We start from the raw sequence: 15,569 nt of genomic DNA, 5'->3' as shown, positions 1-15,569 counted from the left end.
ATGAAAAAAGTAACATTGTTTAAGGGTGACGGCATCGGTCCGGAAATCTGTGATCAGGTAGTAAGGATTATTAACACATTAAATCTGCCGCTTGAATTTGAACCTTTTGAGGTTGGCGCTGCAGAATATGAGCGTCATGGCGCATTGATACCGGCGGCCGCTTTTGAATCCATTGAACGCAACAAGGTGATTTTAAAGGCACCGATAACAACCCCGATCGGCAAGGGGTTTCGAAGCTGTAATGTGCAGCTGCGTGAGAAATATGATCTTTATGCCAATATTCGTCCGGCAAAAAGTCTGCCTAATGTTAAGACGCCGTTTGCTAATGTAGACATGGTTATTTTCAGAGAGAATACGGAAGATTTATATGTCGGTGTAGAAAAGCAAATTGATGAAAACACTGTTCATGCAACTAAAATCATCACTCGCCGCTGCAGTGAGCGAATTATCCGCTCGGCCTTTGAGTATGCCAAAGAGCATCACCGCCAGCGCGTCAGCTGTGTGCATAAGGCTAATATTTTAAAGCTAAGCGACGGTTTGTTCCTAAAGGTGTTTAATGAAATCAAAGAAGAATATCCGGATGTAGAGGCAAACAGCTATATCGTTGATAATGTCTGCATGCAGATGGTCATGCATCCTGAGAAGTTTGATGTATTGGTTATGCCGAATCTTTATGGAGATATCACTTCAGATTTAGCAAGCGGTTTAATCGGCGGGCTGGGCCTCTTGCCAAGCGCAAATTTAGGTGATGAATACGCGATGTTTGAAGCTGTTCACGGATCAGCACCGGACATTGCCGGTAAGAATCTGGCCAATCCAACCGCACTCTTATTATCTGCCTGCATGATGTTGGATTATCTGGGCTATCATGATGAGGGGGAAAAGGTACGCGCAGCCATCAACAGCGTATTGATTCAGGGTGATGTTTTAACTCAGGATCTTGGCGGCAGCGCGTCAACAAGTGAATTCACCGATGCTATCCTTCAAGCACTTCAAAAAGCATAAGAGAGTCAATGGCTCTCTTTTTCTATACAATTTATTGATAATGCGTATAGCATGAGAATCATTCAGCATTAAATTAATGGAATCGTTTACAAAAAAGTTGTTGACAAACTGGTCATAACCAGTTAAACTGAATTTAGGAGGAAAGTCATGAACAGCAACTATAACAAAATCCCCTTGTACTGTCAGTTGGCTGAAAGTATTGAGGAACAGATTAATGACGGTACTTTAAAAAAAGGACAGCCGATTCCTTCTGAAAGAGATTTATGTAAGCAGTACAACGTTTCAAGAATAACGGTTCGTTCAGCAATTGATGAATTGGTAAGACAGGGTAAATTAGAAAAAATTCAAGGCAAGGGTACGTTTATTCTCGGTAAGAGTATTGTACAGAATTTAGGAAATGTTTACAGCTTTTCAAAAGAAATGGAAAAGCAGGGTAAAATATCCTCAACCAAGATCGTAACCCGGGAAAAAATCAAAGCTGAACCGAAGATTGCCTATCATCTTGGTATTAATGAAAATGATGATGTAATTTATATCGAGCGTCTGCGCTGTGCCGAGAATGTCGCAATCATGGTTGAAAAAGCCTATTTTCCTTATCAGGGATTTGAATTCCTGCTTGATTTGGATTTTGCGAAGCGGGGGTTATATAAAACCTTAGAAGAGGACTATCATATTGTATTTAATAAAGCAATAGAAACCTTTAAGGCATGTGAGTTAAATACCCGTGAATGCAAACTGCTGAGCTGTCCGAAGAAGCAGTATGGTCTGCTGGTTAAGCGTACCAGCTATTCCAATGATAAAATAGCCTGTTATTCTACGATTGTTTCAAAGGGAGATTCGTTTGAGTTTACAATTAAATTAGTATCTTAATTTCTGAGATGTCTGATTGATATCTCAGAAAAAAAATAATGTAACTGGTAATGATGTCATAATCAATAGGAGGACACTTATGATAAAAGATATACTTACTGAAGATTTAATTTTGACAGATGCGGATGCAAAGGATTGGCGGGATGCAGTGCAGCTCTGCGGTGAATTGCTGGTCGATCAGGGCAAGGTGAATGAAGCATTTATACAGACGATGATTGATGTTATTGAGACATATGGTCCCTATATGATTCTGGTGGAAGGAGTTGCTTTCTTTCATGGCAAGCCAGGTTCAGATGTAAAGGAGGCATGTCTGTCACTGGTAACATTCAAGCATAAAATCGTATTTGATGATTTTGAGAATCAAGAGATAGATTGCGCGTTCGGTTTTGGGGCTGTTGACTCAGATTCACATATGGCAATGATTATGAGTCTTGCTTCACTGCTTCAGGATACGGAATTTATCAATTTGATCAGAAATCATGGATCGAAAGCAGAAATTGCGGCAATGTTGAAAAAATACTAGGAGGAAACAAAAATGAAGCATGAGGAATTCTATGACATTGTAATGGATCAGATGAAGCATCAATTTTATGATGAGAGGGAACAGATTGAACAGGCAGCCCGTTATGGCGCGGCTTCAGTGATGAAAAAACGTCTGATTCATGTATTTGGCTGCGGTCATTCCCAAATGTTTGCCATGGAGGTATTTTATCGGGCTGGCGGACTTGTTCCGGTAAATGCCTTGCTGATACCGCATCTCGCGTTATTTCCCAAAGCGAAGCTAAGCACGATTCAGGAGCGGGTCGAGGGCTTCGCGGGCGAGTATTTGAAGCTGGAAAATGTCAGCGGTGACGATACGATGATTATCGTTTCCATCTCCGGCCGCAATGCCGGTGTCATTGATATGGCACTTACCGCTAAGGAAATCGGCATGAAGGTTATCGCGCTGACATCAAAGGCATTTTCTGATCAGGTCAGTTCCCGTCATTCATCAGGCAAGAATCTGAAGGATATCGCGGATGTGGTAATTGATTTGAAATGTGAGCTTGGTGACGCGTGTCTTTCCATGCCGAACGTGCCTGATAAATTCACGGGTACGTCAACGATACTTGGTATGCTGGTGATGGATTGTATAACGGCGCGGGTCATTGAAATATGTGCTGAACAAGGGTATGTACCGCCAACCTATGTCAGCTCGAATCTGGATCGGGGTGATGCTATCAATGCTGAGCATATTAAGCATTATCATGATTTAATTGATTGCTTATAGAAGGGAGCAAGAAAATGTTAAAAATTATTACAGTATGCGGTTTAGGTGTAGGTTCAAGCTTGATTTTGAAAATGACTGCAGATACTGCCATGAATCAGCTTGGCGTTAAGTGTAAGATTGAACATTGGGATATGGGAACCGTAAAGGGTAAGCCCTGTGATTTAATCATAACCACGGAAAGCTTCCGTAAGCATTTTGCGGATCAAGATAATGTTGTGTATGTCAATAACATTATGGATGTTGAAGAGGTTAAGGGGAAGCTTAAAGCATATCTTGACAGTCATGAACATTAAAGAAAGGGGTTTTGACTTATGTTAGATTTTATTCTCAATATTTTTCAGACACCGGCAATAATCCTTGGATTAGTTGCGCTGATTGGTTTGCTGCTGCAGAAGAAAAGCGCTGGTGAAGTATTCTCCGGTTCAGTAAAAACAGCCATTGGTATGCTGGTTTTATCCGCTGGCTCAAGTTTGATCGTCACGGAAATTCTGCCGTTTGTTGATTTATTCTCGGCCGTATTCAATCTTCAGGGCTTCGCAACTTCATCAAAAGCCGTAGTGGGTGCGATGCAAAGCGCAGTTCCGATTATTGCTACTACAAGCGCCTTGATCATGGGCATCGGCTTTGTCGTCAACGTCTTAATTGCCCGTTTCAGCCCGTTAAAATATATCTTCCTGACTGGCCATATGATGTGGATCTTATCTGTGGCAGTCGCTGGCAGTCTGTATATCGGCGGTTTCAATGAGACGATGATTGTTGTGATAGGCAGTATTCTGCAGGGAATGCTGATGGTTATCTTCCCTGCAATCGGACAGCCGATGGTGCGTAAGGTTACCGGCAATGATAATTTTGCGATTGCCCATCTGACAACGCTTGGTACTGTGCCAGCAGGTTATATCGGCGGTCTGCTGGGTGATAAATCAAAAAATGCAGAAGATATTAAATTACCTGAATCACTGGAATTCTTTAAAGATACTTCTATGTCGGTATCCATCGTTATGGGTGTATTCTATCTGTTAGTCGTTATTATGGCCGGCCCGGAAGCGGTTGCTCCTTATGCCGGTGAAACAAATTATATTATTTATGGTATTTTAAAAGCTCTCGGGTTCACTGCCGGCATCATGGTTCTGCTGCAAGGTGTGCGGATGTTCTTAGGTGAGCTGGTACCGGCCTTTAAGGGTATTTCTGATAAAATTGTACCAGGTGCTATTCCAGCACTTGATGTTCCCGCATTGTTCGCATTTGCGCCAAACAGCTTAATGATTGGCTTTGTAACAGCGGTTATCGGCATGATACTCGGTATGGTTGTAAGTTCTGCCCTCTTTGGCGTAGTACCTTTGGTATCTATTATCGGCGCGTTCTTTACCGGCGGGGTTGCCGGTATTTATGGCAACGCACAAGGCGGCAGCCGCGGAGCTGTCATTGCGGGTTTGATTTATGGCTTCTTGTTAATCGTCGGCTCTGCCTTCCTGTTTACGATTTTTGACTACGCGGCTTATGGCGCGGCAGGAGTTGGTCATGATTGCCTGGATGTCATGGTATTAATGACTATTCTGAAACAGCCGTATATCGGTATAGCAATCATTGCGGCAGGCTTTGCAGGCTTATGCATCTTCCACAAAAAACAGCAAAATCATTAAGTAATATGAGGAGTGAAGCAATTCACCCCTCTTTATCTATTATTTAAGTATTATTTATAAATTTATGGTTATTTAGAAACTGTAATAGCTTACATAAAAGAAATCGTGAATAATCGTTGACAGCACCGGCTTTCATGATTTATACTAAATCAGGTTTAAAAAGAACCTTTAAAATAATCCAGAGAGGTTATGAAGGGGATTGAAATTCATTGTTTTTTTCGTATGAGGCTCAAGATCCTGCTAACTTTAATGGTAGGATCTTTTTTATACGAGGAGGACACATATGACAAAGAATCAAGGATCAAAATTAGCCATGAAGATGGCCATTGCATTAGCGATTGGACTGCTTTGCGGCGCTGGCTGCATCTTCCTGCGTGAATCATTAATAAGCTCCGGACAGGCATCTACCTGGACATTCATTAATAATCTGCTGTTTCAGGATATCACAGCGGAAGGCGCAACAAATGCAATTGGTATTTTCTATATCTTAGGGCAGATTTTCATCAATGCTTTGCAGCTGATCATTATTCCGATGGTATTTACTTCCATCACGCTGGCAATCTGCGATATGTCAGACGCGAAGAAATTAGGCAGAATCTCATTTAAAACAATCAAATGGTTCTTGATTACTTCATTCATCGCGCTTCTGTTCGCAGGGGCGGTAGGCTTTGCTGTTTATCATTTAGGCGGCTTCAGTGTAGGTGAAGTTGGCGAATTAACGGCGGCTGCCGGTAAGGCGGGAAGCAATCCGCTGCTGATCTTCATTCAGGCAGTTCCTAATAATATCTTCGATGTATTCTCAAATAACGGCCGTGTCTTATCAATTGTTGTTCTGGCAGTTGTGTTTGGTCTGGCAATCCTTAAGCTAGGTGATAAGGTTACCGTGTTTAAAAAGCTGTGTCAGGAAATCAATGACATCGTTGTAGTATTCCTGAGTTATGTTGTTAATAATTTTGGACCGGCAGCAATCTTCGTGCTGATTACCAGAACCTTTGCGATTTACGGCATCGATCACTTAAAACCGGCTTTAACTTACGTCGTAACAACGATTATTTGTCTCTTACTGTTCTTATTTGTAGCTTATGGTATTATTGTAAGACTGACAACTGGTTTAAGTGCTAAAAAATTTATCGGCAAGATTTCAAAAGTAGCGCTGTTTGGTTTCTCAACCTCATCAAGTGCAGCAACTCTGCCATTAAATACTAAGACGACAACTGAAGAATTAGGTGTTAATGAAGAAATTGCATCATTTGTACTGCCATTAGGCATGACTGTTAATATGAACGGTACTGCCATTATGCAGGTAATTGCTGCTATCTTCATTGCCGCGAGCGCTGGTTATCAAGTAACTTTCGGCAATATTGCTTTAATCGCTGTACTGGCTTTAATTGCATCTGTGGGGACACCGGCTGCACCGGGAGCAGGCGCTGTAATCTTATTCACGATCCTGACTGCCATGGGCTATACAAACGATCCGGCATTATTGGCTTATAGTTTAATACTGGCAATTAACCGACCGATTGAAATGTTGGTTACCTCATTAAATGTTGTTGGTGATTCAGCAACCAGTGTGATTGTCGCCAAGAGCGAAAATATGCTTGATACAGATAAATATAACGCATAAAGAATAACCACTATAATAAAAAGTAAAGCAGAGGCTAAACAGCTTCTGCTTTATTGCTTTCTGGCAATCAGATAATCAAGTTCATCCGCATAACGGCCATCAAATTCAAATGTATGACCACAGGCTGAACAGGTAAAAACATAATCAAGATCAGCAACCCGAACTAATGCCTTGCGCCCGCAATGAGGACAAACCTCGTTCATCGATATTCCTTCACATTCCTTTAAAAAATTATTATACCAATCATCTTGCACGACGTATTCCTCCTTTTTTGTATTATATATCAGAAACGCATTGGGAAGCAAACTCCATCATTCAACAAGACGTTGTATATGAAGCTATACTAGCAGAATAGTATTGATTATTGATATAATTATTATGTGATTAAATGTTTACAAATCTGATTTTAATGGTTAATTTAAACCCCTGAAGAAAGGTGATGTCGAATGGCTGAGGAAATAGTTATCAGTAACAAGAATAAGATCAGAGTAGGAAGATTGATCAGAATCTATCAAAAGGAAATGGGGATTACTTTATTTGATCTGATCGAAAATGTTTGTTCAAGGCAGGTAGCGACTAATTTTAATAAGGATATTCCCGCTAAGAATGATGAATTTTATTTGGGCGCATTGGCAAAATTAGGTTTTAATTATAATTACCGGCATGATATGGATGACTATATTTTAAACCAATGCAGGCTGTTAAGAGATGCAGTTGAATGGTATGATACGAAAATGATGGAGAAAATCTGTTATGAGACGATTAAAAGGTTAGAGCCATATCGGAAATATATCATTGAGTATGAGTACATCAGAGCGTTTGAAATGATTTACAAATTTAGTTTTGTCAGTGTTATGGTTGAAGAGGAGATAGATCATTTTATTAAGTCAATGCAATATTTGAATCAAGATATTATAGATGTCTTATCTAATGTAATATTTAAGTTTTGTTTTAAATTTTATGATTTTCATGAAGGTTCAAAAACATTCTTTAAAGCTAATTTTATATTTAACACTTTGAATTTAAAAAACTCATTTTATAGTGTTAATCAATTGAATTATGCTAGCTATTTGCTTTCCGTTAAATATCATATCGATAGTTTAAAGATATTAATGAAAATAGATCAGGAATATAGTGAAAAGAAAAACTATAACGGCTTATTACTGGTATATAGCAAATTGTTTTGGTTGATTGGCAATATACAGGAAAAATCAATTGAAAGATACGAAGATTGCTTTAACGATATAGTTAATAATAAAGACATAAAAGTAAATCAAGAATTAGTTATGCAAGGAAGAATGAATTTGGCATTAAATTATTTTGAGAATGGGTATTATTTGAAATCAAAAAAATACTTTTTAGAAACAATTAGATTTGAAAAGTATTATGTTAAGAGTGCTATTTGTTTGAAATTGATTGAATATTGTGAAAATGATTTTACTTCGGATTTTGTTATGCTACCAGTAGAAAATTGCAAAATAATTACCGAAAGAGAAAAAGTCTTCTATGAATATTACTACCTGAAAAGCATGAATGATGATTTTGCAAGACTTATCAATTATCTAGATTCATATGTTTTGCCTAATGTTGAATCACACGACTCCTTTTACTATATTGTATTTACAAATGAAATTAAATTACTCTTAAAAGACCATAATCATCATGAAGTAAATAGAAGAAAACTAATGAAGATTTCTGATAAGTTTAGGAAAATGTAATAAAAAGTATTCAAAATGCATAAAAAAGGAAGGTAACTCCTAAAATTCACAAAATAATTACAAGGTGTGTTATTCTATTGCACGAGAGGTGATAGAATGAAATTATTTAAGGTATTTTTAGTTGCAGGTATTATGTTCTCTGGAATCGTTACTCCGCCAATTCCAGGTGATGATGATCCTATTCCAACTCCATTTTGTTATGGCCGTGATTGTCATGAGGTTTTATAATTAATGTGTTTTTAATAGGGAATGAGTTTTATTAAATATTAACAGCTGAATGTCTATATCAGTAAACCCCCAATGACTGTTATATTCTATTCAGCATCTATCTAAAAATCAAAAGAATGAGGGCAATCGCCCTTTTCTTTTACGCGCATGACATAATTATCTAAGCATGCATGCATTTCACGCTTAAGAGCACTAAATCATTTCATCATCCCCTGCAATTCACTGTTTTATCATCAATTTCACCTAATACAGCCGCAAAATCCCATCTTTAATCCGCTTTTATTCATTTGTTTTGCTATACAGAAAGCCGTAAAAACAGTATAATAATACAGGTAGTTGATAGGAGAGTGGCAAATGTTCGAGTTAAGTGCTGCTAGTTATGAATTGGCAGATATTAAAAAGTACCATGATGCAGGAATTAATACGGTTCTCTTCGCGTTGCCGTTTTTTAGTGCGCGACCCGCTGGGGTATTCACTAATCAACAAATTGAAGAAGGAACAAAACTGCTCCATGAATTAAATATGAAAAGCGCCGTTCAGCTGACACGTTTTTTTACTGAAAGTGAATGTGAAGCGTGCCGTGATGAACTGCAATTATTAAAAGCTATGAATGTAGACCAGATTTATTTCACTGACTGCGCGGTTTTACAGTTAGCCGATGAATTAGCAATGAAAGATAAATTGATTTACAATCCAGATACACTGATTACCAATGCGGCTGACGCACAGTTTTATCTTGATCAGGGTATCAATGGTGTTACATTATCAAAGGAAATCACCAAGGAAGAAATGATTGGCATTGCCGCTCAGGTCAAGGGTAATTTAGAAGTGCTGATTCATGGCCGGTTGAATATGATGCATTCCAAGCGTCGTTTATTAACCAGCTATTATGAATTTCTGGGCCGTGAATTTGATCTTGAAAACAATCATGATTTATATTTAATGGAAGAAAATCGTGATGAGCATATGCCGATTATCGAAGATGAGCTTGGTACGCATGTGTTTACCGGCTTTACTTTATGTTCATTTAATGAAGTGAATGATTTAGTCAAGGCAGGGATACAGTCTTTGCGTATTGGAAGTCTGTTTATGAGCAGTGATGAGGTTGCTCAGACTGCCCGTGATTATCGTGATGTGCTTGAAGGCAGAAAGTCCGGGTTAGAAATGTTTGAAGCATATCAGAAGCAATATCCGAATCAGAATATCAGTACCGGTTTTATGTATAAGAAAACAAGTACAGTGAAGGTGAATGTATGAGACAGAGAATTGAATTATTATCACCAGCCGGTGATCTTGAACGTTTGAAAATAGCAATCTTGTATGGTGCTGATGCTGTTTATATCGGCGGCAAAAAATTCTCTCTGCGTTCCCGGGCAAGCAATTTTGATATCGAGGATATCCAAGAGGCAGTTAAGTTTGCTGATGCTCATGGCGCGCGTATTCATGTGACCGTGAATATGCTGCCGCATGAAGAAGATATGCATGATTTAAAGGAATATTTAAAACAGTTGGAGGATGCCGGGGTAACGGCTGTTATTTGTGCCAGCGCAACAATCGCGATGACTGCCAAAGCGGTAGCACCTAAGCTTGAGGTGCATTTGAGTACCCAGCATTCCACATGCAATTCATTGGCTGCTAAATTTTGGCAAAGCAAGGGTGTTGATCGGGTGGTTTTGGCTCGGGAATGTACGCTTGAAGATATTAAGGCAACAACGGCTGCTTCGCCGCTGCCCATCGAAGCCTTTATTCATGGCGGAATGTGTATTTCCTATTCCGGCCGCTGTACGTTATCTAACAATATGACCAATCGTGATGCGAACCGCGGTGGCTGTGCACAAAGCTGCCGTTGGAAATACCGGCTGTATAAGGGCGATGAAAAGCTGAATGATGATCAGGAGCTGTTCTCAATGAGCAGCAAGGATCTGATGGCAGCCCGTTATATTCCGGATCTGATTCATGCCGGTGTTGCTTCATTAAAAATTGAAGGCCGGATGAAATCGACGTATTACATAGCCACGGTTGTGAAAGCATACCGTATGCTGATCGATGAGGTATATGAAAAGGGTGAAATCAGTGAAGCGCGGATGGCGTTCTTCCTGTCAGAATTAAGCAAAGCGGAAAACCGCCCGGCTGATGTTGGTTTCTATGCCGGCCTGCCGAAATTCAGCGCTCATCTGTATGGTGTTAATGGTGCCGGTGTTACACAGGAATTTATCGCCAGTGTGCTGTCGTATGATGCATCGACCCAAATGGCAACGATTCTGGTGAGAAATAATTTCAAACCGGGCTGTCAGGCTGAGGTATTTGGCCCGCATATAACCAATGAACCATTGATTATCGGTGACTGCTTTGATGAAATGAATGAGAAAATTGAAGTAGCGAATAAGCCGATGCAGATACTAACCACCAGGATACCATTTCCGGTGGAGAAAAATGATATGATCCGTAAAGTGATGATTAAGGATCGCAGTACAATTTATTAAGGGAGAAAAGAAAAATGAAATTGAGTGAGAGCTTCTTTTATACATTAAGAGAAAATGCTAAGGATGAAGAATCAACAAGCGGCAACCTGCTAGTCAGAAGCGGAATGATCAAGAAAACCAGCAATGGCGTATATATGATTATGCCGATGGGACATCGGGTATTAAAAAAGGTAGAAAATATTGTTCGTGAGGAAATGGATCGTACCGGTGCTCAGGAATTATTGATGCCAGCCCTGATTCTTGAAGAGGTTTATGAAAAGTCTGGCCGCCGTGAAGCGTTTGGCAGCAATATGTTTGCGTTAAAGGACCGTTATCAGAAAAATTATGTATTAGGACCAACCCATGAGGAATTATTTGCGGTAGCCGCAAGTATGAATGGTGCTTCTTATAAGAGCTTTCCGTATAATCTTTATCAGATTCAAACAAAATACCGTGATGAAACGCGTCCTCGTTATGGCTTGATCCGTGTCCGTGAGTTTATTATGAAGGATGCTTATTCTTTTGATACTGATCTTGAGGGCCTGCATACATCTTATATGAAAATGTTTAACGCTTATAAGGCTTGCTTTGACCGCATGGGTTTAAATTATAAGATCGTTAAGGCAGATACTGGTGCTATGGGCGGCTTGCTTTCTGAGGAATTTCAGGCAATCTGTGAAATTGGTGAGGATACAGTCGTTCAATGTGAGGGCTGTGACTTCTCAAGTAATTTAGAAATTACTGAGGTTATCGATACAAGTGAGGTCAGCGATGAGGCTGAATTAGCGATGAATGAAGTGGAAACACCGCATGCGAAAACCATCGATGAGGTAGCTGCTTTCTTCAATAAAACGGCTGATTCTTTTGTAAAGACATTAATCTATAAGGTAGATGGTGAATTTGTAGCCTTCCTGCTTAAGGGAAATCGTGAATTAAATGAAACTAAGGCATTGAAATTGCTGCAGGCAAATGAGATTGAATTAGCGGCTTTTGATGATGTAGAACGGATTACAAAAGCGGCTGTCGGTTTTGCCGGTCCAGTCGGTTTAGGGATTAAGATTGTCATGGACCGTGAGGTTGCGAAGATGAAAAACTTCATTGTTGGTGCCAATAAGACGAATTATCATATTGAAAATGTTAACTTAAAGGATTTTAAAGCGGATCTTGTTGCTGATGTGGCCTGTGTTCAAGCGGGTGATGTTTGTCCATGCTGCGGTAAAAAGCTTGTATTTACCAAGGGTATTGAGGTTGGCAATACGTTTAAGCTGGGTACTAAGTATGCTCAGACTATGGGACTGAATTATCTTGATGCTAATAATAAGCTGAATCCAGTTGTAATGGGCAGCTACGGTATTGGTCTGGAACGCTGCATGGCGGCGATTGCGGAACAGCATAATGATGAACACGGTTTGATCTGGCCTAAATCAGTTGCGCCGTTCCAAGTGGCTTTAGTGATTGTTTCAATGAAGGATGAAGCGCAGAAAAAAGCAGCGGCAGAATTATATGAACAGCTGAGCGCGGCAGGCTTTGAGGTACTGCTTGATGATCGTGATGAGCGTCCGGGTGTTAAATTCAAGGATATGGATTTAGTAGGTATTCCATGCCGTATCACTTTGGGCCGTAAACTTGGCGAAGGTCTTGTTGAGTTTAAGATGCGTGATGAAGCTGAAAGCTTTGATGTTGAATTATCAAAGGTTATTGATGAAGTAAAGAATCGTTTTTAAAAGATGTAAGAGTTTTCATTAAAGAATGAAAAAGAACTAACTTTACACTGAAAATTTTTGTGTGTATAATTAGAAAGGCTAAGCGTACGATAGAATGTAGGCTTATAGAAAGATACGAGGGATAAAAGATGAAAGAAACATTGTATATGAATGAACAGATGGCAATACTGAATTTCAGCGCATCGTATGCACGTACACCGGCAGAGCTGTTGAATTCACCAACGTTTAAAAATCTTGTGGAATCTTTTATTGATGATTTGGAAACTACGGACCCTGAATTATATGCATGGGCTGTTAATGGTAAATCAACCCGTCAGGCTAAGGTTGAAATTACAAAGCTTTTCAGAGAACTGACAATTTTAGAATGTGATGAAGTAGAGAGCTATTATCTGAATGATAAGACTTTGCTGCTCGATTTCATTGAAGAACTGTATAATTTCTGGAAACGTCATCAGCGTTTTTCAGTAACTAATATCGGATCAGGGAATGCCCTTCAGGAATCTAGCTATGTAACGGCAGATTCTAATTTTAACCGTTTGATTCGTGATATTTATCGTAATCTTGAACAAAAGGTTCAGGGCAGAAAGAATAAGGTATACCGTCAGCTGCAGGCAGGAACAAATGCGGCAGCGGCAGTGCGGATTAATAAGAGTAAATTATCTGCAAGATATGACCGGCTTAAAGAAATCCCAATGTTTGATTCAGTCATGCTGCGTACACCTTTACTGCTGACAACACGTTCTAATAAACGTACAGGGATGTTTGTGGAAAGAGCGGATAATCCGGTTGATACGTTCAGCGGCAATGCGGATGAATGGTTCTGTTTCCCGGCTAAGATCGGCAGTATGTTAGCGTTCATTTATTTCCATCGTGATTTTATGTGTTCAGGTATTTCACTGGCAAACTTATTTGAAATTGCAACGGCTGATGAATGCGCGAAAAAACCGGATCTGATCTGTCTGTTTGGTAATCAGGACGGTAAGAATGAAACAACTTTCTATCATGATACCGAAGAAGATATTTGGGTTGGTTCTGTATCTTATGGTCAGCAGATTGAGTATTTTGGCTATATTAAGAAAATGTCACTGACTTTGCATAATCTGGCAATGATGCAGAAGGGCTGGCTGCCAATTCACGGCGCGTTTGTAAATATTACGTTGAAGGATGGCAAGCGCAAGGGAATCATGCTGATGGGTGATTCCGGAGCCGGTAAGTCTGAATCAATTGAAGCGCTGCGTGCCTTAGGCAATGAAGTGATTTCGGATATTGAAGTTGTCTTTGATGATATGGGTACGATTCATATCGAAGACGGCATCCCTTATGGTCAGGGTACAGAAATCGGAGCCTTTATCCGTTTGGATGACCTTGATAAGGGTACGCCATATCGTGATATGGACCGTTCAGTATTCTTAAATCCAGACAGTGCGAATGCGCGTGTTATTACACCGGCAGCGCCTTATGATGTGGTTGCGACAAATCATCGCATTGATCTGTTCGCCTATGCCAATAACTATGGTGAAGCTATCGGTTTAAGAAGAATTGACGATAAGGAAGAAGTAAAGAATATTTGCATTCAGGGTCAGCGTATGGCATTGGGTACAACGCAGGAAGTTGGTTTATCAAAGACTTATTTTGCGAATCCTTTCGGACCGATGCAGAAGCAAGATGTCTGCGCACCGCTGATTGATAAGGTATTTGATTGTCTGTATGCCAATAATGTCTTTGTTGGTGAAATCTTTACGCATTTGGGCTTTAGTAAAGAAGACCGCACAGGCTTAAATGAGGCCGCTCAGCAGTTGCTTGATTTTATTCAAAATGCATAGAAAATAGCAAAATTTCGCTGTCTCGTCAAACGTTATATATTGAAAATCTACTTGTGAAATGCTGCACTCTAGCAAAAACATAGTGTTTATGCGGAAGTGCAGCATTTCTTTTTTTCTCCTGTTCAAACTGTGTAAAATAAGCCAATGATGCCCAAATGGTGCCCGTGTTCTGCGCGGAGTTAGAATACAATTAAAAGTAGCATCATATAATGTCGAAGTTTTCCAAACTGATGGGTTAAAAGGAAGACATTTAGTATAGGATTTGATATAATGAAAAAAATGGTGGAGGTTAGAAATGAAGGAAGAAAAGGTCTTAAAAGCAAAATTAAGTGCTAAGGGGATGCAAATTTCTGTTGTGTCGGATGGAAGTTATGATGACTATATTTCTTTAACTGATATTGCGAAATATAAAAATCCCGAATATCCGGGGTATGTAATTCAAAACTGGATGAGGAACAGAAGTACCATTGAATTTCTGGGTCTGTGGGAACAACTCAATAATCCTGACTTTAATTACCTCGAATTCGAGGCAATTAAAAATGATTCAGGTAGCAATGCTTTTGTTATGACACCTAAAAAATGGGTGACAGACATTCACGCTATTGGGGTGGTTACAAAACAAGGTCGTTATGCAGCGACTTATGCTCATAAAGACATTGCATTTGAATTTGCTTCGTGGATTTCGCCGGAATTCAAACTATACATTATCACGGATTATCAACGGTTAAAGGCGGATGAAAACAGCAGGCTTTCTCTTAATTGGAATATGAACCGTGAGATTTCAAAAATCAATTACCGAATTCATACGGACGCTATCAAAGAACACCTGATTGTACCGGAACTGCCAAAACAATATCAGAGCTTTACATATGCAACAGAAGCCGATGTCTTAAATGTAGCAATGTTTGGTAAAACGGCAAAACAATGGCGAGATGCAAATCCGAGATTAGATGGAAATATTCGTGATCATGCAACCTTGCAGCAACTTATTATACTTTCTAATATGGAAAGCTTTAATGCCGAGTTGATTAAACGCGGTTTGAACCGCGAGGATCGATTGATAGAATTGAATCGGATGGCAAGGGAACAAATGCAGTCTTTGATTGATTCAGCAGGGATTAAACGACTAACGGATATAAGTAAAGAAAAATGAAGCGGGCCATTGTTATGGTGACAGTGTGGTTTATAAAGAACCCAAATTTTTG

15 protein-coding genes are annotated in these 15,569 nt (G+C 39.6%); 14 read left to right on the top strand and 1 reads right to left on the bottom strand.

Annotated features, from left to right (window positions below):
• From DWZ33_RS03450 to DWZ33_RS03420, 7 genes are all read left to right on the top strand, one after another.
• Nucleotides 1-1,005, top strand: a complete 1,005-nt coding sequence (locus tag DWZ33_RS03450; protein WP_118453800.1) for an isocitrate/isopropylmalate dehydrogenase family protein — start codon at nt 1-3, stop codon at nt 1,003-1,005.
• A gap of 147 nt (nt 1,006-1,152) precedes the next feature.
• A complete protein-coding gene (locus DWZ33_RS03445) occupies nt 1,153-1,875 on the top strand; it encodes a GntR family transcriptional regulator (protein ID WP_022936815.1) in 723 nt (240 codons plus the stop codon).
• 79 nt (nt 1,876-1,954) lie between these two features.
• Nucleotides 1,955-2,398, top strand: a complete 444-nt coding sequence (locus tag DWZ33_RS03440; RefSeq protein ID WP_118453799.1) for a PTS sugar transporter subunit IIA — start codon at nt 1,955-1,957, stop codon at nt 2,396-2,398.
• A gap of 12 nt (nt 2,399-2,410) precedes the next feature.
• Nucleotides 2,411-3,145, top strand: coding sequence for a sugar isomerase domain-containing protein (locus DWZ33_RS03435; RefSeq protein WP_118453798.1), 735 nt, complete (start codon nt 2,411-2,413; stop codon nt 3,143-3,145).
• Between the two features lie 14 nt (nt 3,146-3,159).
• Nucleotides 3,160-3,438, top strand: a complete 279-nt coding sequence (locus DWZ33_RS03430; protein WP_022936818.1) for a PTS sugar transporter subunit IIB — start codon at nt 3,160-3,162, stop codon at nt 3,436-3,438.
• Between the two features lie 18 nt (nt 3,439-3,456).
• The gene (locus tag DWZ33_RS03425) at nt 3,457-4,785 is read left to right on the top strand and encodes a PTS ascorbate transporter subunit IIC (RefSeq protein WP_118453797.1); all 1,329 of its coding nucleotides are present in this window, start codon (nt 3,457-3,459) and stop codon (nt 4,783-4,785) included.
• 283 nt (nt 4,786-5,068) lie between these two features.
• Entirely contained in the window at nt 5,069-6,409 is a 1,341-nt protein-coding gene (locus DWZ33_RS03420; RefSeq protein ID WP_118453796.1) for a dicarboxylate/amino acid:cation symporter, read from the top strand.
• Nucleotides 6,410-6,459: 50 nt separating this feature from the next.
• Here the strand turns inward: DWZ33_RS03420 and DWZ33_RS03415 are convergent, their stop codons facing one another.
• Nucleotides 6,460-6,663, bottom strand: a complete 204-nt coding sequence (locus DWZ33_RS03415) for a hypothetical protein (protein WP_022936821.1) — start codon at nt 6,661-6,663, stop codon at nt 6,460-6,462.
• 192 nt (nt 6,664-6,855) lie between these two features.
• Here DWZ33_RS03415 and DWZ33_RS03410 point away from each other — a divergent pair, with 192 nt between their 5' ends.
• The 7 genes from DWZ33_RS03410 (at nt 6,856) to DWZ33_RS03385 (ending at nt 15,517) form a co-directional block, all read left to right on the top strand.
• Nucleotides 6,856-8,127 carry a hypothetical protein gene (locus DWZ33_RS03410; RefSeq protein WP_118453795.1) on the top strand — a complete coding sequence of 424 codons (1,272 nt, stop codon included), beginning with the start codon at nt 6,856-6,858 and terminating at the stop codon, nt 8,125-8,127.
• A 96-nt stretch (nt 8,128-8,223) separates the two neighbouring features.
• Complete coding sequence (locus DWZ33_RS18405; protein WP_276330523.1) at nt 8,224-8,355, top strand: hypothetical protein; 132 nt, start codon at nt 8,224-8,226, stop codon at nt 8,353-8,355.
• Nucleotides 8,356-8,709: 354 nt separating this feature from the next.
• Entirely contained in the window at nt 8,710-9,612 is a 903-nt protein-coding gene (locus tag DWZ33_RS03405) for a peptidase U32 family protein (protein WP_118453794.1), read from the top strand.
• Nucleotides 9,609-10,838: a peptidase U32 family protein gene (locus DWZ33_RS03400; RefSeq protein ID WP_022936825.1), complete on the top strand. Its 1,230-nt coding sequence runs from the start codon at nt 9,609-9,611 to the stop codon at nt 10,836-10,838. The genes DWZ33_RS03405 and DWZ33_RS03400 overlap by 4 nt, the downstream gene beginning before the upstream one ends.
• Nucleotides 10,839-10,852: 14 nt before the next feature.
• Entirely contained in the window at nt 10,853-12,541 is a 1,689-nt protein-coding gene (locus tag DWZ33_RS03395) for a proline--tRNA ligase (protein WP_118453793.1), read from the top strand.
• A 128-nt stretch (nt 12,542-12,669) separates the two neighbouring features.
• The gene (locus DWZ33_RS03390; protein ID WP_022936827.1) at nt 12,670-14,364 is read left to right on the top strand and encodes a phosphoenolpyruvate carboxykinase (ATP); all 1,695 of its coding nucleotides are present in this window, start codon (nt 12,670-12,672) and stop codon (nt 14,362-14,364) included.
• A 295-nt stretch (nt 14,365-14,659) separates the two neighbouring features.
• Nucleotides 14,660-15,517, top strand: a complete 858-nt coding sequence (locus DWZ33_RS03385; RefSeq protein ID WP_118453792.1) for a KilA-N domain-containing protein — start codon at nt 14,660-14,662, stop codon at nt 15,515-15,517.
• Nucleotides 15,518-15,569 lie beyond the last annotated feature (52 nt).

The sequence above is a fragment of the Dielma fastidiosa genome, assembly GCF_003475485.1.
GTDB lineage: Bacteria > Bacillota_I > Bacilli_A > Erysipelotrichales > Erysipelotrichaceae > Dielma > Dielma fastidiosa.
This window is presented reverse-complemented; position numbering and strand designations above follow the sequence as displayed.

What these genes read in the sequence shown, in the direction of transcription:
- DWZ33_RS03450 (WP_118453800.1), top strand. Translation starts at nt 1, where the DNA reads ATGAAAAAAGTAACATTGTTTAAGGGTGACGGCATCGGTCCGGAAATC.
- DWZ33_RS03445 (WP_022936815.1), top strand. Translation starts at nt 1,153, where the DNA reads ATGAACAGCAACTATAACAAAATCCCCTTGTACTGTCAGTTGGCTGAA.
- DWZ33_RS03440 (WP_118453799.1), top strand. Translation starts at nt 1,955, where the DNA reads ATGATAAAAGATATACTTACTGAAGATTTAATTTTGACAGATGCGGAT.
- DWZ33_RS03435 (WP_118453798.1), top strand. Translation starts at nt 2,411, where the DNA reads ATGAAGCATGAGGAATTCTATGACATTGTAATGGATCAGATGAAGCAT.
- DWZ33_RS03430 (WP_022936818.1), top strand. Translation starts at nt 3,160, where the DNA reads ATGTTAAAAATTATTACAGTATGCGGTTTAGGTGTAGGTTCAAGCTTG.
- DWZ33_RS03425 (WP_118453797.1), top strand. Translation starts at nt 3,457, where the DNA reads ATGTTAGATTTTATTCTCAATATTTTTCAGACACCGGCAATAATCCTT.
- DWZ33_RS03420 (WP_118453796.1), top strand. Translation starts at nt 5,069, where the DNA reads ATGACAAAGAATCAAGGATCAAAATTAGCCATGAAGATGGCCATTGCA.
- DWZ33_RS03410 (WP_118453795.1), top strand. Translation starts at nt 6,856, where the DNA reads ATGGCTGAGGAAATAGTTATCAGTAACAAGAATAAGATCAGAGTAGGA.
- DWZ33_RS18405 (WP_276330523.1), top strand. Translation starts at nt 8,224, where the DNA reads ATGAAATTATTTAAGGTATTTTTAGTTGCAGGTATTATGTTCTCTGGA.
- DWZ33_RS03405 (WP_118453794.1), top strand. Translation starts at nt 8,710, where the DNA reads ATGTTCGAGTTAAGTGCTGCTAGTTATGAATTGGCAGATATTAAAAAG.
- DWZ33_RS03400 (WP_022936825.1), top strand. Translation starts at nt 9,609, where the DNA reads ATGAGACAGAGAATTGAATTATTATCACCAGCCGGTGATCTTGAACGT.
- DWZ33_RS03395 (WP_118453793.1), top strand. Translation starts at nt 10,853, where the DNA reads ATGAAATTGAGTGAGAGCTTCTTTTATACATTAAGAGAAAATGCTAAG.
- DWZ33_RS03390 (WP_022936827.1), top strand. Translation starts at nt 12,670, where the DNA reads ATGAAAGAAACATTGTATATGAATGAACAGATGGCAATACTGAATTTC.
- DWZ33_RS03385 (WP_118453792.1), top strand. Translation starts at nt 14,660, where the DNA reads ATGAAGGAAGAAAAGGTCTTAAAAGCAAAATTAAGTGCTAAGGGGATG.